Here is an 18,293-nt window from a genome sequence, read left to right on the forward strand (position 1 = left end):
CGGAAACCAAACTGGCTGCAACGATAACGCCCTTGCTCAGGACAATTTTTGACATTCTCAATGGGCAGATTAACTAACCTGCCCCGCTCATCAATCTTTACATCACCAGCAGCAGAGCCAGCACCAGCACGGCACCCACGCTCATTGACGCAACGTACCAGCGCAGGTAGCCATTCTCACTGACGACCAGGCCTTTGTTGGCAATACGTGACAGCAGTGCAGGCAGGTTCATCAGGCCATTCAGTGGGTCGCGCTTCAGCAGCCACGCAATACCCAGGTAAGGTTTGACGAACACTTTATCGTAGAGCCAGTCGAAGCCCCAGGCGGCAAACCACCAGGTGCCGAAGAAACGGCCAGGTGCACTGTTTGCAATCCGGGTAACCAGCTCACGTTTGCCCAGCCACAGCGCGGCAGCGATCAGAATGCCGACAATCGCGACAACGCCTGAGGTGATTTCCAGTCCCACTTTGCCCGCTTCGCCGAACTCACTGGCTGGCAGGACACCCGCCAGCGGTGGCGTGATCAGCGCACCAATAAAGGTGGAGAGCAGCAGCAGCACAATCAGCGGCAGATGATGGGTAATCCCCTTACCGGCATGCGCATGAATTTTCTCTTCGCCGTGGAACACGATAAAGATCATGCGGAAGGTATAGATTGAGGTCAGGAATGCCCCGACCAGTCCGGCCACCATCAGATTGATGTGACCGTTAGCCAGTGCGCCAAACAGGATCTCATCTTTACTGTAGAAGCCCGCGGTGACCAGCGGCAGGGCCGCCAGGGCCGCGCCACCCACCAGGAAGCAGGTGTAGACCAGCGGAATACTTTTACGCAGGCCGCCCATTTTGAAGATGTTCTGCTCATGATGGCAGGCCAGAATGACCGAACCAGAGGAGAGGAACAGTAACGCTTTAAAGAAGGCGTGCGTCATCAGATGGAAAATCGCCGCATCCCACGCCTGAACACCGAGTGCCAGGAACATGTAGCCAATCTGGCTCATGGTGGAGTAAGCGAGCACGCGTTTGATATCGGTCTGTACCAGCGCAGCAAAGCCCGCCAGCACCAGGGTTATCGCCCCGACAATGCCCACCAGATGCAGCACTTCCGGCGTCAGCAGGAAAAGACCGTGGCTACGGGCAATCAGGTAGACGCCCGCGGTGACCATGGTCGCGGCGTGGATCAGTGCTGAAACCGGTGTCGGACCGGCCATGGCGTCTGCCAGCCAGGTCTGCAACGGCAGCTGAGCCGATTTACCGACCGCGCCACCCAGCAGCATCAGCGTTGCCCACTGCAGCATATGGTTGTCTGCGGCAAAGTGCGCCGGTGCCAGCGCCATCATCTCACGGAAGTTCAGCGTGCCCAGCTCGTTGTAGAGGATGAACAGGCCGAATGCCAGGAAGACGTCGCCCACGCGGGTGATGATGAACGCTTTCATCGCCGCTTTGCCATTTTCCGGATTGCTGTAGTAGAAACCGATCAGCAGATAGGAGCAGAGCCCTACCCCTTCCCAGCCCAGATACATCAGCATCAGGTTATCGGCCAGCACCAGAACCACCATGCTGGCGATAAACAGGTTGGTGTAGGCGAAGAAGCGGGAGTAGCCCTCTTCACCCCGCATGTACCAGGAGGCGAACATGTGAATGAAGAAACCCACACCGGTTACCACAGACAGCATCGTCAGCGACAGGCCATCCAGCGCCAGGTTCACCTTCATGTCGAAGTTGCCGACATGCATCCAGGTCCAGAGCGACTGGGTATAAGCCTGCTGACCGTTAGCGAAGAAGTCGAAACCGATCATCGCTGTGGTCAGGGCCGCCAGGCCTACCGATCCCATACCAATCGTGGCCGACAGGTTCTCTGACCAGCGACCGCGGGAAAACGCTAACAGCAGAAAGCCGATTAGCGGAAACAAGACAGTTAAATAGAGAAGATTCATCCGCGCATCTCGCTCACAGTATCAATGTTCAGCGTCTGACGACGACGATAGAGCTGAAGCAGCAGCGCCAGACCAATACTGGCTTCCGCTGCTGCCAGGCTGATGGCCAGGATATACATCACCTGTCCGTCGGCCTGACCCCAATAGCTCCCGGCAACCACCAGGGCTAACGCGGCGGCGTTGATCATGATTTCCAGGCCGATCAGCATAAACAGCAGATTGCGGCGGATAACCAGCGACGTGAGTCCAAGGACAAACAGCACGGCAGCCAGAATCAATCCATGTTGTAACGGGATCATGCGCTCTCCTTTTTCGCCTGTGCGGCGTCAGCAGGACGGTTGCTCAGGACTTCACCCTGGCGCTCTTCACGACCGATATGGAAGGCCACGACCAGACCAGCCAGCAGCAGCATCGACGCCAGCTCTACCGCGAGGACGTACGGACCAAACAGGCTGATACCGACCGCTTTAGCGTCGATGATCGTGCCGTCAATACCCTGGTCATTGGCGGTCAGGATGGCATAGACCATCACCACCAGCAGCAGCAATGACACCAGGCCCGGACCGATCCAGAGTGAGGGGCTGAGCCACTCGCGCTCCTGTTTCTGCGTCTGTTTGCCCAGGTTCAGCATCATCACGACAAAGACGAACAGCACCATGATCGCGCCGGCATAGACGATGATCTCCAGCGCACCCGCGAAATAGGCTCCCATTGAGAAGAAGACGCCGGCGATCGATAACAGCGAAACGATCAGGTACAGCAACGCATGTACCGGATTGGTGTGGGTAATGACGCGCAACGTCGTCAGCACCGCCACCAGTCCGCAAAGATAAAACGCAAATTCCATGCCTTGCTCCTTAAGGTAATAAGCCTTTGACGTCGATTGGCTTCGCTTCGTTTTCCGCTTCGCCTTTATCTTTACCGTCAATCGCCATACCTGCCATGCGGTAGAAGTTGTACTCCGGATATTTACCCGGTCCCGAAATCAGCAGATCGTCCTTCTCATACACCAGATCCTGACGCTTAAACTCGCCCAGTTCAAAATCGGGCGTCAGCTGAATCGCGGTAGTCGGACAGGCTTCTTCACACATGCCGCAGAAGATGCAGCGTGAGAAGTTGATGCGGAAGAACTCCGGATACCAGCGGCCATCTTTGGTTTCCGCTTTCTGCAGCGAAATACAGCCCACCGGACAGGCAACCGCACACAGGTTACAGGCCACGCAACGCTCTGCCCCATCCGGATCGCGCGTTAACACGATACGGCCGCGATAGCGAGGTGGCAGATAAACCGGCTCTTCCGGGTACATCTGCGTTTCACGTTTGGCAAAGGCGTGCAGCCCTATCAGCCAGATACTGCGAACTGTCGTGCCAAAACCGACGACAATATCTTTCAAAGTCATTTGTTAACCCCTTACGACGCTGTGTAGAGAATCACTGCGGCAGTCGCCAGCAGGTTCAGCAGCGTCAACGGCAGACACACTTTCCAGCCGAATGACAGCACCTGGTCGTAGCGTGGACGCGGAAGCGCGGCGCGGATCAGGATGAACATCATCATAAAGAACGCCGTTTTCAGGGCGAACCAGATGAACGGCGGCAGGAAGGGTCCATGCCAGCCACCAAAGAACAGCGTAACGATCAGGGCGGAGACCGTGGTAATCGCCACATATTCGCCGACGAAGAACAGGCCGAACTTCATCCCGGCATATTCAATGTGATAACCGTCAGCCAGTTCCTGTTCCGCTTCTGGCTGGTCAAAGGGATGACGGTGACACACCGCCACACCTGCAATACAGAAGGTCACAAAACCGAAGAACTGCGGGATGATGTTCCAGAGATGCGTCTGGCTGTTGACGATGTCGTTCATATTGAACGAGCCCGCCTGCGCCACTACGCCCATCAGCGACAGCCCCAGAAACACTTCATAGCTCAGGGTCTGCGCCGAGGCGCGCATCGCACCCAGCAGCGAGTATTTGTTGTTACTCGACCAGCCGGCAAACAGCACCGCATAGACCGCCAGACCTGCCATCATCAGGAAGAAAAGCAGACCGATGTTCAGGTCGGTCACCATCCAGGTCGGTGAAACCGGCACGATAGCAAAGGCCAGCAGCAGCGAAACAAAGGCGATAACCGGTGCCAGAGTAAAGATAAAGCGGTCGGTAAACGGCGGGACCCAGTCCTCTTTAAAGAACATTTTGATCATGTCCGCCACCAGCTGCAGTGACCCGCCCCAGCCTACACGGTTCGGTCCGTAACGGTTCTGGAACAGGCCGAGCAGACGACGCTCGGCGAAGCTCATGAACGCGCCGCAGGCCACGACCACCAGCAGAATGACGATGGCTTTAACGATGGCCAGCAGAATGTCGATAACGTCCGGTGTTAACCAGCTCATTGCGCCGCCTCCTGCAGAGTGTCGATTTTACCGTTCGCCAGGAACGGCGGAACGCCCGGCATGCCCAGCGGCAGACCAATCTGTCCCGCCTGCAGTGACGCCGAGAAACGCACCGGCAGACGCACGGTCTCACCGGCGCAGCTGAACTCGACGGCTGCGCCATCGTTGACGCCCAGCTTCGCCGCATCGTCCGGGTTGATCACCAGAGCAGGCTGCGCCATACGCTGCTGGAAAACCGGGGAACGCTGCGACATCTCCTCACTACCAAACAGCTGGTAGCACGGCGCCACACGATACTGCCCTTCACTGACAAAGGCCTGAGGGACACGGGTAAACCAGGGTAACTGACCGGCGCTGGCTTCAAACAGGCGCACGCCCGGATCGCCATGACGCAGTTTGCCGCCCACTTCGGCCTGGAATTTGTTCCACGCCTGAGGGGAGTTCCAGCCCGGTGCCCAGGCAAACGGGATCTGAGAACGCGGGGCCGACGGCTGGTTGTTCCCTTCCATCGAGAAGGCAAACATCGTGTCCTGATCCTGCGGCTGACGCGGTTCGTGGACGCTGATGTTGGCGCGCGCGGCGGTACGACCACTCGCACGGATCGGCGAACGTGACAGTTTTTGGCCCCGGATACGGAAGCTGGCGTCAGGCGCCGCCTCTTTGATGCCGGCCAGCTGCGGCAGACGGGTGACTACGGCATCGATAACGTGATCGAGCTGAGTCCAGTCCACGTGACGGCTTTCCAGGGTGCTGTGCAGCGAGTGCAGCCAGCGCCAGCTCTCCAGCATCACGACGCTGTTGTCATAATAAGCGGGATCGTAAACCTGGAAGAAACGCTGCGCGCGGCCTTCATGGTTAACAGAGGTGCCATCGCTTTCGGCGAAGCTTGCGGTCGATAAGACCAGACCCGCCTTCTCCACGGTCGCGGTGCGCTGATGATCCACCACGATCACGTTCGTGGTCTGAGCCAGCGCCGCATCCACCAGCGCTTTGGGCGCATGGCGATAGAGATCGTTTTCCAGCACCACCAGCGCGTCGGCTTCACCGCCTGACAGCTGCTCCAGCGCGTGCTCCAGTGGATTGCCGCCGATCAGGCCAAGTCCGACACTGTTAGCGTGGCCGGCCAGCAACGTAATACCGACATCGGCACCACGTGCCTTCAGGGCTTTGGCAACGTTTGCGGCGGCTTCAATCATGGCGCTGCTGCCGGAATGGGTACCGGAGATGATTAATGGCTTTTTCGCGCCCGCCAGTGCCTGAACCACCACATCCATTCTGGCGCTGAGTGCGCTGTCGAAATCGGTCACCGCAGGCGCAGATTCATCCAGCGCACTGGCGATGGCGAAACCGAGACGCGCCTGATCGTCAACCGGCGCACGATAGCTCCATGCGGCGATATCATCCAGGCGGGTTTCATCAACGTGGGTGACAAACAGCGGATGTTTCGCATGCTGACCGATGTTCAGGATCGCGGCGATCTGCCAGTCTGCCACCTTCTGTGCCGCGGCCATATCACGCGCTTTGCCTTTCACCGCCTGACGGACGGAGAGCGCCACACGTGCGCCGACCTGGGTCAGGTCTTCACCCAGCACCAGCACCGCATCGTAGCTTTCAATCTCACGCAGCGAAGGGGTGTAAATCCCCCCCTCACGCAGCACTTTCAGCATCAGTTCAAGCCGGGCCTGCTCAGCTGCCGGTATACCGGTTGAGAAGTTCTCCGCCCCGACCAGTTCACGCAGGGCAAAGTTACTTTCAACGCTGGCGCGCGGTGAGCCGATACCGATCACTTTCTTCGCCTGGCGCAGCAAATCAGCCCCGGCGTTAACCGCCTGTTCGGCGTTCAGCGTCACCCAGTCGTTGCCACGCAGCAGCATCGGCTGACGCGGACGATCTTTACGGTTCACATAGCCATAGCCAAAGCGGCCACGGTCACAGAGGAAGTAGTGGTTAACGGTGCCGTTGTAACGGTTTTCGATACGGCGCAACTCACCATAACGTTCACCCGGGCTGGTGTTACAGCCCACGCTGCACTGCTGGCAGATGCTCGGCGCGAACTGCATATCCCATTTACGGTTATAGCGTTCGGAGTGTGTTTTGTCGGTGAACACGCCGGTCGGGCAGATTTCGACCAGGTTACCGGAGAATTCGCTTTCCAGCGTGCCATCTTCCGGGCGACCGAAGTAGACGTTGTCATGTGCGCCGTAGACGCCCAGATCTTTGCCATCGGCATAATCTTTGTAGTAACGCACGCAGCGATAGCAGGCGATACAGCGGTTCATCTCGTGCGAGATGAAGGGGCCGAGATCCTGATTACGGTGGGTGCGCTTGGTGAAGCGATAGCGGCGGAAGCTGTGGCCGGTCATCACTGTCATATCCTGCAGGTGACAGTTACCGCCCTCTTCACACACCGGACAGTCGTGTGGGTGGTTGGTCATCAGCCACTCCACCACGCTTTCGCGGAACTCTTTCGCTTCGCCATCGTCGATGGAGATAAATGTGCCGTCAGAGGCCGGCGTCATGCAGGACATGACGAGACGACCACGGGTATCTTCGGCATTCTGGAATTGCTTTACCGCACACTGGCGGCAGGCCCCGACGCTTCCCAGCGCCGGATGCCAGCAAAAGTAAGGAATATCAAGGCCCAGAGAGAGACACGCCTGTAGCAGGTTGTCCGCTCCGTTCACATCATACTCTTTACCGTCTACATGAATTGTAGCCATAGTGACATGCTTCCGTAAGGCTCGTCAGAGACGAGCGTTAATCATATTCTTGCCCCGACGCACGACATTGTCGGGGCGGCGGCACCAGGCCTGTTCCGTGTGCGGCGGCGAATTACCAGCGCGCTTTCAGCAGGTTTGGCTGGATCCCGCCAATGGAGCGGGTATTGCCAAAGACCTGCGGCGCCATGCCGGCTTCAAACTCTTCACGGAAATATTTAATCGCACTCTGCAGCGGCTCGACCGCGCCCGGGGCATGCGCACAGAAGGTTTTACCCGGACCGAGCTGACGGCAGAGTTGCAGCAGGGTTTCGATATCCCCTGGCTGCCCCTGCTTCTGCTCGAGCGCGCGCAGAATTTTTACGCTCCACGGCAGACCGTCACGGCACGGCGTACACCAGCCGCACGACTCACGGGCAAAGAACTCTTCCAGGTTACGAACCAGCGAGACCATATTGATTTCGTGGTCGACGGCCATCGCCAGGGCGGTGCCCAGTCGGCTGCCTGCTTTGCCGATGCTGGCAAATTCCATCGGCAGATCCAGATGCTGGTCTGTCAGGAAGTCGGTGCCTGCGCCACCGGGCTGCCAGGCTTTGAACTTCAGCCCGTCGCGCATGCCGCCCGCGTAATCTTCAAGGATTTCACGCGCGGTAATGCCAAATGGCAGTTCCCAGACGCCAGGATTTTTAACCCGCCCGGAGAAGCCCATCATTTTGGTACCGGCATCTTCACTTTTTGAGATGCTCTTGTACCACTCCACGCCGTTGGCCAGGATCGCCGGGACGTTAGAGAGGGTTTCCACGTTATTCACGCAGGTCGGCTTGCCCCACGCACCGGCACTCGCCGGGAAGGGCGGTTTGGAACGCGGGTTAGCACGGCGGCCTTCCAGGGAGTTAATCAGCGCCGTCTCTTCGCCGCAGATATAACGTCCTGCGCCGGTGTGGACGATCAGCTCAAAGTCGAAGCCCGTGCCAAGAATATTTTTGCCGAGAAAGCCCGCTTCGGTCGCTTCGGCAATCGCGCGGCGCAGATGCACCGCCGCTTCAATATATTCACCACGCAGGAAGATGTAGCCACGGTAAGCCTTGAGAGCGAAGGCGCTGATCAGCATCCCCTCGACCAGCTGGTGCGGCATCTGCTCCATCAGCAGGCGGTCTTTATAGGTGCCCGGCTCCATCTCATCGGCGTTACACAGCAGGTAACGGATGTTCATCGACTCATCTTTCGGCATCAGGCTCCACTTCAGCCCGGTCGAGAAACCTGCACCGCCGCGCCCTTTCAGGCCGGAATCTTTGACTGCCGCGACGATCTCATCCTGCGACATGGTTTTTAGCGCTTTTTCCGCACCGGCATAGCCGTTTTTACTGCGGTATTCGTCCAGCCAGACCGGCTGCCTGTCGTCGCGCATCCGCCAGGTCAGCGGGTGAGTTTCAGCAGTACGAATGATCTGTTTGATTGTCATTGATACTGCTCCAGCAAAGAGGGAATACCTTCCGGCGTCAGATGAACATGGGTATCTTCGTCCACCATCATGGTCGGCCCTTTATCGCAGTTCCCCAGGCAGCAGGTCGGCAGCAGCGTAAAGCGGCCATCGGCCGTGGTCTGACCCGGTTTGATATTCAGCTGCTGCTCCAGTGCGGCCTGGATGCCCTGATAGCCGGTGATGTGACAGACCACGCTGTCGCAGTAACGGATCACATGACGCCCCACCGGCTGACGGAAGATCTGGCTGTAGAATGTCGCCACACCCTCAACATCACTCGCCGGAATCCCGAGGACATCGGCGATCGCGTTGATGGCACCATCCGGTACCCAGCCACGCTGTTTCTGCACGATCTTCAGCGCTTCAATGGAGGCTGCACGCGCATCTTCATAGTGGTGTTTTTCGTGCTCAATGGCGTGATGCTCTTCCGCGCTCAGCACGAAGACCTCATCAGGGTCGATCGTTTTAATGGCAATGTGTTGATCGTGCATAATTAGCGGTCCACGTCTGACATAACAAAATCGATACTGCCCAGGTAAACGATCAGGTCGGATACCAGGCTGCCACGGATTACCGAAGGAATCTGCTGCAGATGCGGGAAGCTCGGCGTACGCACACGGGTGCGGTAGCTCATGGTGCTGCCGTCGCTGGTCAGGTAGTAGCTGTTGATCCCTTTCGTCGCTTCAATCATCTGGAAAGATTCATTGGCTGGCATCACCGGCCCCCACGACACCTGCAGGAAGTGTGTGATCAGCGTTTCGATGTGCTGCAGCGTGCGCTCTTTCGGTGGCGGCGTGGTCAGCGGGTGATCTGCTTTGAACGGTCCCTCTGGCATGTTGTTGAGGCACTGCTCAAGGATGCGCAGCGACTGCCACATCTCTTCCATCTTCAGCTGGACACGGCTGTAAGCATCGCTGACGCCGGAGCCGACCGGGATCTCAAAATCGAAGTTTTCATAGCCAGAATATGGACGCCATTTGCGCACATCAAAGTCGAGACCGGTGGCACGCAGACCGGCACCGGTGGTGCCCCATGCCAGCGCCTCTTCCATGTTGTAAGCGGCCACGCCTTTGGAACGACCAACCAGCACGCTGTTACGCAGTGCGGCTTTGTCATACTCCTTCAGGCGTTTCGGCATCCAGTCCAGGAAGTCACGCAGCAGACGTTCCCAGCCGCGCGGCAGATCGTGGGCAACCCCGCCGATGCGGAACCAGGCCGGGTGCATACGGAAGCCGGTAATGGCTTCAACCACGTCATAAATTTTCTGGCGATCGGTAAAGGCGAAGAACACCGGTGTCATTGCACCGACGTCCTGAATAAAGGTCGAGATATAGAGAAGATGACTGTTAATGCGGAACAGCTCAGAGAGCATCACGCGGATCACGTTTACGCGATCGGGCACCACGATCCCGGCCAGTTTCTCAACGGCCAGCACATACGGCATTTCATTGACGCAGCCGCCCAGGTATTCGATACGGTCAGTGTAGGGAATGTAGCTGTGCCACGACTGACGCTCGCCCATCTTTTCGGCACCACGATGGTGATAGCCGATGTCCGGCACGCAGTCGACAATCTCCTCGCCATCCAGCTGCAGGATGATGCGGAACGCACCGTGCGCTGACGGGTGGTTAGGCCCGAGGTTGAGGAACATAAAATCTTCGTTGGTGGTGCTGCGCTTCATGCCCCAGTCTTCAGGCTTAAAGGTCAGCGCCTCCATCTCTAAATCTTCTTTCTGCTTCGTCAGCGTGAAAGGATCAAACTCCGTGGCGCGCGCCGGATAATCTTTGCGCAGCGGATGGCCTTCCCACGTGGGGGGCATCATGATGCGCGTCAGATGCGGGTGCCCATCAAAGGTGACGCCAAACATCTCCCAGGTTTCACGCTCATACCAGTTGGCATTCGGGAAAAGCCGGGTAAGCGTCGGCAGATGCATATCGTTTTCAGATAAGGCCACCTTGAGCATGATGTCACGATTGCGTTCAATCGACAGCAGGTGGTAGAAAACGGAGAAATCCGCAGCAGGCAGGCCTGCACGGTGGGTACGTAAACGCTCATCCACACCATGCAGGTCATACAGCATGACGTAAGGCTTCGGCAATTTACGCAGGAACTCGGTAATTTCCAGTATCTGTTCACGCTTTACCCAGACAACCGGAATACCGGTACGGGTAGGCTGAACAGTGAAGGCGTCCGGCCCAAAACGGTTACGCAACTCGCCGATCACCGGATCGTCCAGGTGATCACGGGTTTGCCATAGCGGCTGAGCGAGATCTTGCGTGGTCAAATCTGTCATACGTTACTCACCATTCCGGCCTGATCTCAGGCACTCAAATGAAGGCGTCAGGATGGGGCCATGCATTAAATTGTGATGTTCTGCTGCAGGCGCGATTTTCCATCCGTACGGTTTTAGACTTCGTCCGGGCTGCGCAGGTTAGTGACGGCGATGCGCTCGCCGCGCTTTCTTTCCCGCTCGGATTGCATGTTGGCGCGATAAACGCCCTGATCGCCGACAACCCATGAGAGAGGACGGCGCTCTTTACCGATCGACTCCTGCAACAGCAGCAGTGCCTGCATATAGGCTTCAGGACGAGGCGGGCAGCCAGGAATGTACACATCAACCGGCAGGAACTTATCTACACCCTGCACAACGGAATAGATGTCATACATGCCGCCGGAGTTGGCGCAGGCACCCATGGAAATGACCCATTTTGGCTCCAGCATCTGATCGTACAAACGCTGAATGACCGGGGCCATTTTGGTGAAGGGGGTGCCGGCAATGACCATGAAGTCAGCCTGACGTGGCGAGGCACGCATAACCTCCGCGCCGAAACGGGCCACGTCGTGCACGGCCGTGAACGACGTTGTCATCTCTACATAACAGCAGGAGAGACCAAAGTTGTAGGGCCAGAGGGAGTTTTTACGTCCCCAGTTCACCATGTCATGCAGGGCATTTTCGAGTTTGCCCATATAGACGCTGCGATGAACGTGCTGCTCCAGCGGATCGCTGACGATTTCCTGCTTTTGCAGAGGATAACGGTCGTTCTCACCACCGTTCGGGTCTATGCGGGTGAGCGTATAGTCCATCTTATTGCCTCTCTTTTACTGCTTGTGAGGTTTGGTGTGGCTGACCGTAGTGGTTTTCACCACTACGCGACGGCGGGCAGGCGCCCAGTCCAGCGCGCCGATGCGCACCAGATAGACCAGCCCCGCCAGGAGCACCAAAATGAAAATTGCGGCTTCCGCAAAGCCGATCCATCCGCTTTCACGGATTGAGGTCGCCCATGCGTATAAAAAGAGGGCTTCGACGTCGAAAATGACGAAAAACATCGCAACCAGATAAAATTTCGCCGAGAGGCGGATATGGGTATCACCAACGGATTCGATGCCCGATTCGAATGGCGTGTCTTTGTAGCGGGCGCGTGCTTTGCCGCCGAGCAGCCATCCTCCGGTCAGCATGAAAGCACACAGGCCAAAGGCAATAACGATAAATACGATAAACGCCCAGTGCTGAGCGATGATTTCGGTGGTAGTTGACATACTCATTGCTTACTCATCAAAAGTGGCGCTGGCATCCTGCACGCGTTTCCCGCAGCAAACTGACCACATCGATTCAAGGGAAGGGTAAAAACCTTTTAAACGTCGCTGTTATTTGTCAATAAGCAGCAATTTTATGGGGTTTTTTACTCCTTTCTATAACCTTTTGTCAACTTTGACAAAAGTATCCAAACATTATTTCACACCTGCATCATATTATTAACAAATGATGCCCCGCTTTCCAGCTAAATCGCTTCAGTCTGTAGGGTTAATTTTAGTGTAGCGGGTATTCACACGCATGGATCGTGCATTTAACAATCATATTTTGACAGGTCTCACGCTGTTTTCCTTCCCCTTACCAGGGGTATTTTCTTGATCAGGAACACAGTTTTGCCCTTTTTGCCGCAATTTTATCCACCTCAAATGAGACATCATGGAACAAAATAGCGGGTTTATGACTGGCAGGTTTCAGTAGAGAGCGGTGTGAGGCCGAAAAGGACGTGAATCAGCGGGACAGGACGTGTGCGGAGGGGCGTCTGAGGTGCATCAGACAAAAAAAAGCCTCTCGTCCGGTTCGGAAAGCGAGAGGCGATTTATAAGCGTTTATTAAGACAGTCACGCTGGCATGGAGTGCAATACGTAAGCGAAACTACTCTTCGTCATCCAGCAACAATGCACCGTCGGGATTATTGCTCAGATTGTAGGGATCGTTGGTGGACTGCATGGCATTGAAGATCGCCAGTGCCAGTTCGTTATCGCTATCCGGATTGCGGCACAGCAGGTATTGCGTATCCGGCAGCACCGGCAGCCCTTCCGCCGCACCCATCACACGCAGTTCCGGACTCATCATCTCCACCGGACGGGCTGTCACACCCAGACCCGCTTTTACCGCGGCGCGTACGGCAGCCAGGGTTGAAGCGACATAGGAGATCCGCCACGGAATGCCGGCTTCGTTAAGATGGTCGATGGCCATATCACGATAAGGACTTGGCTCATCCAGCAGCACCAGTGGAATGGCTTCACCACGCTGGAAGATATAATCCGCCGCGCAGTACCATAAAGTCGGTGATGTCCGCAGCACCTGATAGGTGAAATTACCCGGGCTGGAGGTCGTCACAACCAGGTCCACTTCACCCTGGTTGAGCATTTCCATCATGAAAGGATTACGTTTAACCCGCACATCGATAGCCAGCTTCGGATACACCGAGGTCACACGGTTCAGCAGGAATGGCAGGATCGTGTCTGAGGTGTCATCAGAGGCGCCGATAGTCAGTACGCCCTGAATGTTGCTGTACATCAGTGAGGTGCAGGCTTCGTCATTAAAACGCAGAATTTTTCTGGCATAGCCCAGAAGCTGAATTCCATGCTCTGTTAACAGTTTGTTACGTCCATGTCTGGCAAACAGCTCTTTACCTACCAATTGTTCCAGACGTTGCATCTGCTGACTGACTGCTGACTGGGTTCTGCAGACCGCTGCAGCGGCGGCTGCAAAGGTATTCAAATCCGCAACGGCAACGAAAGTTCTCAGCAGATCGAGGTCGAGATTCAGTATCGGACGATTTGCATTAGTCATGTTTTTTTCTTCACTTATAAGATTTTACGAACTACTACCCTGGTGTTATTACAAGCTTATCAAAGTGATAAGCAGTAATGGTGCTTAATGACAGTCCTGTGTGAAGACTGGCACAAAAAACCTCTTGTGCGGATTCCGCACGGCTCACTCACCTGATGGGTCATACGCTGTCGTGAAAAAGACCACGTCTGAACCGAAAGCGCGGGGGGCGCGAATGCAGGAAGCTGCGTCATAATCGTGATCCTGCCGAAAAGAACCGGACAGGACGAAATTCACACTTTACGGGCTGGCGGGACAAAGCGGTAAAGTGCATTAAATAATAAATTATACTTAATCATTTTTGACTTCAAAATGGAAATGATTTTGTGAAAAGCGCTGTAAATTTTGCGGCAAAGGCATTTCCAGACCCTTATGCCACATTATTGATCACTTTTTAAGCCTTCATCGCTCTGAAATTTAGTGAGAAACTGTTAACTGCTGCCCACAATAGTTCAATCTGATGCCTCTTTTACCCTCTGCTTTTGGACCTTTTCCGGCGATCACAACACCTTAAACCGGATACTCTTAAGCAGCGTTAAGGCGTAAGTATTAACGAGGCCGCAAAATCGTCCACAAAATGAGCATTCATAAAATATCCTTTAACTATTTCTCCTGGGGTATATTTCCGCGGCGGAAAAATGACCGCTTCAGATTATTTACGGTCCGCTTTGAGAAAACACGCACCGCAGCCCCGCCCCTGCCACGCCATTCATCAGATTAAAAACCTGACCTTACCCTTATTTATGGTTTTATTGACCAGCTAAAGCCGTGGTAAATAATTTTTACGCTATGCGCCGGGCAAAAAGGTGTTGAACCCGCCAAAACCGGACGGCACCCTTCTTTTGTTATCCTGAGGAGAGTACATTGTGCTGGTTTGATTTCTGTGGCAGCCAAAAGGATTCTGCCCATTAAGGCGGTAACAATGACTTTTCAAATTGATAAATCCGGGAAACTCGACAATGTCTGCTACGACATCCGTGGTCCGGTACTGAAAGAGGCAAAACGCCTCGAAGAAGAAGGCAACAAAGTTCTTAAGCTGAACATCGGCAACCCGGCGCCTTTCGGCTTTGAAGCGCCGGACGAGATTCTGGTCGATGTGATTCGTAATCTTCCCAGCGCCCAGGGCTATTGCGACTCCAAGGGCCTCTACTCTGCCCGCAAAGCGATTATGCAGCACTACCAGGCGCGCGACATGCGCGACGTCACGGTAGAAGATATCTACATTGGCAACGGTGTGTCAGAACTGATCGTGCAGGCGATGCAGGCGTTACTGAACAGCGGTGACGAAATGCTGGTCCCGGCTCCCGACTATCCTTTATGGACGGCGGCCGTCTCCCTCTCCAGCGGGAAAGCGGTGCACTATCTTTGTGATGAGTCCGCAGGCTGGTTCCCCGACTTGGATGACATCCGCAGCAAGATTACGCCCCGCACCCGCGGCATCGTCATTATCAACCCGAATAACCCGACCGGCGCGGTCTACAGCAAAGAGCTGCTGCTGGAAGTGGTTGAGATTGCCCGTCAGCATAACCTGATCATTTTTGCCGACGAGATCTACGACAAGATCCTCTATGATGAGGCACAGCATCACAGCATCGCCGCGCTGGCACCGGATCTGCTGACCGTGACCTTTAACGGCCTCTCTAAAACCTATCGCGTGGCCGGTTTCCGTCAGGGCTGGATGGTGCTGAACGGGCCGAAGAAACATGCTAAAGGCTACATCGAAGGGCTGGAGATGCTCGCCTCAATGCGTCTCTGTGCTAACGTGCCGGCGCAGCATGCGATTCAGACGGCACTGGGCGGTTACCAGAGCATCAGCGAATTTATCATGCCTGGCGGACGTCTCTACGAGCAGCGTCAGCGCGCCTGGGAACTGATTAACGATATTCCGGGCGTCAGCTGTGTAAAGCCACAGGGCGCGCTCTATATGTTTCCAAAAATCGATGCTAAAAAATTCAACATCTTCGACGATCAGAAGATGGTGCTGGATTTCCTGCTGCAGGAGAAAGTCCTGCTGGTTCAGGGCAGCGCATTTAACTGGCCCTCGCCCGACCACCTGCGCATCGTCACGCTGCCGCGCGTGGACGATCTGGAAATGGCCATCAATAAATTTGGCCGTTTCCTGCAAGGCTATCGTCAGTAATCCCGCCCGCGTATACTGAAGCTATTTGGGGAGAGCCTGTCTCTCCCCTGCCGGCTAACAGGAACGCGCATGACTCAAAGTCACTTCTTCGCCCATCTTTCCCGTCTCAAGCTGATCAACCGCTGGCCGCTGATGCGCAACGTGCGCACCGAAAACGTGTCTGAACATAGCCTGCAGGTTGCCATGGTGGCGCACGCCCTGGCCGTGATCAAAAACCTTAAGTTCAGCGGAGCGCTGAATGCCGATCGCATCGCCATGCTGGCGCTCTATCACGATGCCAGCGAAGTGCTGACCGGCGACCTGCCCACACCGGTCAAGTATTACAACGCGCAGATCGCGCATGAATATAAAAAAATCGAGAAAATTGCGCAGCAGAAGCTGATTGAGATGTTGCCGGAAGAGTTTCAGGCGATCTATCGCCCGTTAATCGATGATCATCTGCACAGTGAAGAGGAGCAGGCCGTCGTCAAGCAGGCCGATGCGCTCTGCGCCTATGTTAAGTGTCTTGAGGAACTCTCTGCCGGGAACAATGAGTTTTTACTGGCGAAAGCGCGACTGGAGACAACGCTGGCGCAACGGCGTTCGCCTGAGATGGATTATTTCGTTGAGGTCTTTATTCCGAGCTTCAGCCTGTCGCTGGATGAAATCTCGCAGGATACGCCACTCTGAGCCCGGCGGCGTGGCCGCCGGCCCCTCCCTTACGCCTGCTGGCTGAAGGTGAAACTGCCGTCAGCTTCCCGGATCACGTCCAGTGATGCCAGTGAGCTGAGGCGAAGCGCCACCTCATCCAGCCGGGGGGTGTCCGCCGGAGCATTAATGGCGATCACCGCGCAGCCTGCGTTTAGTCCGGATACGATGCCGGCGGGGGCATCCTCTGCCACCACACAGGCTGCGGCGTCTAAGCCCAGTTTCTCCGCCCCGAGCAGATAGGGATCGGGTTCCGGTTTACCTTTTGCCACCTGCTCCGCAGTAATAAACACCGCAGGTTTCGGCAAGCCTGCGGCTTTATGTCGGGCATGCGCAACCGGCACCGAACCGGAGGTGACAATGGCCCAGGGGATCTGCAGCGCGTTCAGCCTTTCCAGCAGCGCTCTGGCACCCGGCAGCGCCTGCACGCCATCGGTGTCCGCCGCTTCCGCCTGCTCCAGCGCCACAAACTCCGCCTGAATCGCCTCTTCCGGCTGGCCTGCCATAAAATGACGCAGAGAAGTAATGGCCTGTTTGCCATGAATGAAATCGAGGATCTCATCGGCGGCAATACCATGACGCGCCCCCCACTGGCTCCAGGCGCGTTCTACGGCGGGCAGCGAATCGACCAGCGTGCCGTCCAAATCAAAAAGAAAACCTCTGTAGGTCACGCGCTTCTCCTCATCATGCATTAATAACCTGTGCAATCTCGTTGGCACTCAAATGGTACTGGCGCGGACAAGTCTGCCATAAAGCCAGCATGCGTTGATACTTTTCCCACATCGGGGTCTGCGCGTTAAAGCCGTGGGTACCGGAATCGAAGTGGGTGTAGCGCCCTTCCGTGTTGACCATGAAGCGCACATATCCCAGCAGACGGGCTTCTGTCGCGGCATCAAAACCGAGAAAAGCGAGACGGCGCTCATCCGTCTGACTTTTCTCTTTCAGGTTTGACCAGGAGACGTGCAGCGCGTGATGCATTTCCATAATGTCGATCACCGTCCGGCAGGTTGCTTCGCTGAGTTCGCCGAACTCTTTATCCAGCTCCCGCATCTGTAGTGCATAACCGCGCTCAACGATGGTCTGGTAACGGCGAAAACGTTCAGCATTTTCCGGCTCCAGCATCGCCATGATTTTGTACTGGTTGGTAAGAATTAAACGCTGTGCATGGGTCATTTCCATCATTCGCTCCCGGTCGGCGACCGCTCAGTTAATCGACAAGGAGGAAATGATTGCATAGCGTTAGCGATACGGAAATCGCCGTATCGCCTTTCTTTGATTTGGTTGCGGGTTAGCGGTAATTAAATTACCGCCCGCCTGAAGAGGGTCAGAGATCGTCGAGGAACGTGCGGTCAAGCTGTTTAAACGCGCGTTTCAGCAGGTCGGCCAGCGCCTGATAGGTCGGTTTGCCTTCTACCGGCGCGATAGCCTGTCCCGCCTCTTCCAGGCGGGCGCGGACTTCATGAAACCAGCTCAGCAGCGTCGGCGGCAGCGGCGTAACAGAACGCTTACCGAGCCACCACAACCCCTGCATCGGCAGGCTACAGGCAAACAGCGCCGTCGCCACGGCCGGGCCAAGCTGGCCACCCATTGCGATCTGCCAGGTCAGGGTAAAAATCGCCAGGGGAGGCATAAAGCGAATGGCGAAGCGCGTCACGGATGAAACACGGTTTTCCGGAAACACGGGGGCCAGGCGCTTATCAGCAGGCCAGGTCTTCATGTAGTGCTGACCGCGCTGAAACATCTGAAACCAATTGGTACTGCCAGATTCATTCGCCATGGCTCACCTCAACTAATCCTG

At 56.0% G+C, this 18,293-nt stretch carries 17 protein-coding genes; 2 read left to right on the forward strand and 15 right to left on the reverse strand.

Features of this window, described 5'->3' with window-relative positions; genetic code table 11:
• Window positions 1–97: 97 nt before the first annotated feature.
• From nuoL to lrhA, 12 genes are all read right to left on the reverse strand, one after another.
• Window positions 98–1,933 carry an NADH-quinone oxidoreductase subunit L gene (gene nuoL / locus CKF42_RS03090; RefSeq protein ID WP_009089038.1) on the reverse strand — a complete coding sequence of 612 codons (1,836 nt, stop codon included), beginning with the start codon at window positions 1,931–1,933 and terminating at the stop codon, window positions 98–100.
• Window positions 1,930–2,232: an NADH-quinone oxidoreductase subunit NuoK gene (gene nuoK, locus CKF42_RS03095; RefSeq protein ID WP_003854236.1), complete on the reverse strand. Its 303-nt coding sequence runs from the start codon at window positions 2,230–2,232 to the stop codon at window positions 1,930–1,932. Before nuoK ends, nuoL begins: the two co-directional genes overlap by 4 nt.
• On the reverse strand, window positions 2,229–2,780 hold the full coding sequence (gene nuoJ / locus CKF42_RS03100; RefSeq protein WP_009089036.1) for an NADH-quinone oxidoreductase subunit J: 552 nt from the start codon (window positions 2,778–2,780) through the stop codon (window positions 2,229–2,231). Before nuoJ ends, nuoK begins: the two co-directional genes overlap by 4 nt.
• 10 nt (window positions 2,781–2,790) lie before the next feature.
• Window positions 2,791–3,333 (reverse strand): NADH-quinone oxidoreductase subunit NuoI, encoded by a 543-nt coding sequence (gene nuoI / locus CKF42_RS03105; RefSeq protein WP_009089021.1) that lies wholly within the window; start codon window positions 3,331–3,333, stop codon window positions 2,791–2,793.
• 11 nt (window positions 3,334–3,344) lie between these two features.
• Complete coding sequence (gene nuoH / locus CKF42_RS03110; RefSeq protein WP_009089020.1) at window positions 3,345–4,322, reverse strand: NADH-quinone oxidoreductase subunit NuoH; 978 nt, start codon at window positions 4,320–4,322, stop codon at window positions 3,345–3,347.
• Window positions 4,319–7,042 (reverse strand): NADH-quinone oxidoreductase subunit NuoG, encoded by a 2,724-nt coding sequence (nuoG, locus tag CKF42_RS03115; protein WP_111207506.1) that lies wholly within the window; start codon window positions 7,040–7,042, stop codon window positions 4,319–4,321. Before nuoG ends, nuoH begins: the two co-directional genes overlap by 4 nt.
• A 112-nt stretch (window positions 7,043–7,154) precedes the next feature.
• Window positions 7,155–8,495, reverse strand: coding sequence for an NADH-quinone oxidoreductase subunit NuoF (gene nuoF, locus CKF42_RS03120; protein WP_186806369.1), 1,341 nt, complete (start codon window positions 8,493–8,495; stop codon window positions 7,155–7,157).
• A gap of 2 nt (window positions 8,496–8,497) precedes the next feature.
• Complete coding sequence (gene nuoE / locus CKF42_RS03125; RefSeq protein WP_009089015.1) at window positions 8,498–9,013, reverse strand: NADH-quinone oxidoreductase subunit NuoE; 516 nt, start codon at window positions 9,011–9,013, stop codon at window positions 8,498–8,500.
• A gap of 2 nt (window positions 9,014–9,015) precedes the next feature.
• Entirely contained in the window at window positions 9,016–10,815 is a 1,800-nt protein-coding gene (nuoC, locus tag CKF42_RS03130; RefSeq protein WP_009089013.1) for an NADH-quinone oxidoreductase subunit C/D, read from the reverse strand.
• Between the two features lie 113 nt (window positions 10,816–10,928).
• Entirely contained in the window at window positions 10,929–11,606 is a 678-nt protein-coding gene (locus tag CKF42_RS03135) for an NADH-quinone oxidoreductase subunit B family protein (protein WP_009089012.1), read from the reverse strand.
• A gap of 15 nt (window positions 11,607–11,621) precedes the next feature.
• Complete coding sequence (locus CKF42_RS03140; RefSeq protein WP_071987796.1) at window positions 11,622–12,065, reverse strand: NADH-quinone oxidoreductase subunit A; 444 nt, start codon at window positions 12,063–12,065, stop codon at window positions 11,622–11,624.
• Window positions 12,066–12,705: 640 nt separating this feature from the next.
• Window positions 12,706–13,629 carry a transcriptional regulator LrhA gene (gene lrhA / locus CKF42_RS03145; RefSeq protein WP_003854247.1) on the reverse strand — a complete coding sequence of 308 codons (924 nt, stop codon included), beginning with the start codon at window positions 13,627–13,629 and terminating at the stop codon, window positions 12,706–12,708.
• Between the two features lie 961 nt (window positions 13,630–14,590).
• On the opposite strand from lrhA, the gene CKF42_RS03150 reads away from it, so the two are divergent.
• Window positions 14,591–15,808, forward strand: a complete 1,218-nt coding sequence (locus CKF42_RS03150) for a pyridoxal phosphate-dependent aminotransferase (protein ID WP_009089010.1) — start codon at window positions 14,591–14,593, stop codon at window positions 15,806–15,808.
• Window positions 15,809–15,877: 69 nt separating this feature from the next.
• A complete protein-coding gene (gene yfbR / locus CKF42_RS03155) occupies window positions 15,878–16,477 on the forward strand; it encodes a 5'-deoxynucleotidase (protein ID WP_111207510.1) in 600 nt (199 codons plus the stop codon).
• A gap of 29 nt (window positions 16,478–16,506) precedes the next feature.
• Here yfbR and CKF42_RS03160 read toward each other — a convergent pair whose 3' ends face one another.
• From CKF42_RS03160 to yfbV, 3 genes are all read right to left on the reverse strand, one after another.
• The gene (locus tag CKF42_RS03160) at window positions 16,507–17,166 is read right to left on the reverse strand and encodes a sugar phosphatase (protein WP_111207549.1); all 660 of its coding nucleotides are present in this window, start codon (window positions 17,164–17,166) and stop codon (window positions 16,507–16,509) included.
• 13 nt (window positions 17,167–17,179) lie between these two features.
• Window positions 17,180–17,674 (reverse strand): YfbU family protein, encoded by a 495-nt coding sequence (locus CKF42_RS03165; protein ID WP_111207512.1) that lies wholly within the window; start codon window positions 17,672–17,674, stop codon window positions 17,180–17,182.
• 145 nt (window positions 17,675–17,819) lie between these two features.
• The gene (gene yfbV, locus CKF42_RS03170) at window positions 17,820–18,272 is read right to left on the reverse strand and encodes a terminus macrodomain insulation protein YfbV (protein ID WP_009089002.1); all 453 of its coding nucleotides are present in this window, start codon (window positions 18,270–18,272) and stop codon (window positions 17,820–17,822) included.
• Window positions 18,273–18,293 lie beyond the last annotated feature (21 nt).

The organism is Pantoea sp. ARC270, assembly GCF_003236725.1.
Lineage (GTDB): Bacteria > Pseudomonadota > Gammaproteobacteria > Enterobacterales > Enterobacteriaceae > Pantoea > Pantoea anthophila.

Excerpts from the sequence above, each read along its gene's own strand:
- nuoC (WP_009089013.1), bottom strand. The coding sequence starts at position 10,815 with ATGACAGATTTGACCACGCAAGATCTCGCTCAGCCGCTATGGCAAACC.
- yfbV (WP_009089002.1), bottom strand. The coding sequence starts at position 18,272 with ATGGCGAATGAATCTGGCAGTACCAATTGGTTTCAGATGTTTCAGCGC.
- nuoJ (WP_009089036.1), bottom strand. The coding sequence starts at position 2,780 with ATGGAATTTGCGTTTTATCTTTGCGGACTGGTGGCGGTGCTGACGACG.
- nuoE (WP_009089015.1), bottom strand. The coding sequence starts at position 9,013 with ATGCACGATCAACACATTGCCATTAAAACGATCGACCCTGATGAGGTC.
- nuoG (WP_111207506.1), bottom strand. The coding sequence starts at position 7,042 with ATGGCTACAATTCATGTAGACGGTAAAGAGTATGATGTGAACGGAGCG.
- lrhA (WP_003854247.1), bottom strand. The coding sequence starts at position 13,629 with ATGACTAATGCAAATCGTCCGATACTGAATCTCGACCTCGATCTGCTG.
- CKF42_RS03135 (WP_009089012.1), bottom strand. The coding sequence starts at position 11,606 with ATGGACTATACGCTCACCCGCATAGACCCGAACGGTGGTGAGAACGAC.
- nuoK (WP_003854236.1), bottom strand. The coding sequence starts at position 2,232 with ATGATCCCGTTACAACATGGATTGATTCTGGCTGCCGTGCTGTTTGTC.
- nuoI (WP_009089021.1), bottom strand. The coding sequence starts at position 3,333 with ATGACTTTGAAAGATATTGTCGTCGGTTTTGGCACGACAGTTCGCAGT.
- CKF42_RS03165 (WP_111207512.1), bottom strand. The coding sequence starts at position 17,674 with ATGGAAATGACCCATGCACAGCGTTTAATTCTTACCAACCAGTACAAA.
- yfbR (WP_111207510.1), top strand. The coding sequence starts at position 15,878 with ATGACTCAAAGTCACTTCTTCGCCCATCTTTCCCGTCTCAAGCTGATC.
- CKF42_RS03140 (WP_071987796.1), bottom strand. The coding sequence starts at position 12,065 with ATGAGTATGTCAACTACCACCGAAATCATCGCTCAGCACTGGGCGTTT.
- nuoL (WP_009089038.1), bottom strand. The coding sequence starts at position 1,933 with ATGAATCTTCTCTATTTAACTGTCTTGTTTCCGCTAATCGGCTTTCTG.
- CKF42_RS03150 (WP_009089010.1), top strand. The coding sequence starts at position 14,591 with ATGACTTTTCAAATTGATAAATCCGGGAAACTCGACAATGTCTGCTAC.
- nuoH (WP_009089020.1), bottom strand. The coding sequence starts at position 4,322 with ATGAGCTGGTTAACACCGGACGTTATCGACATTCTGCTGGCCATCGTT.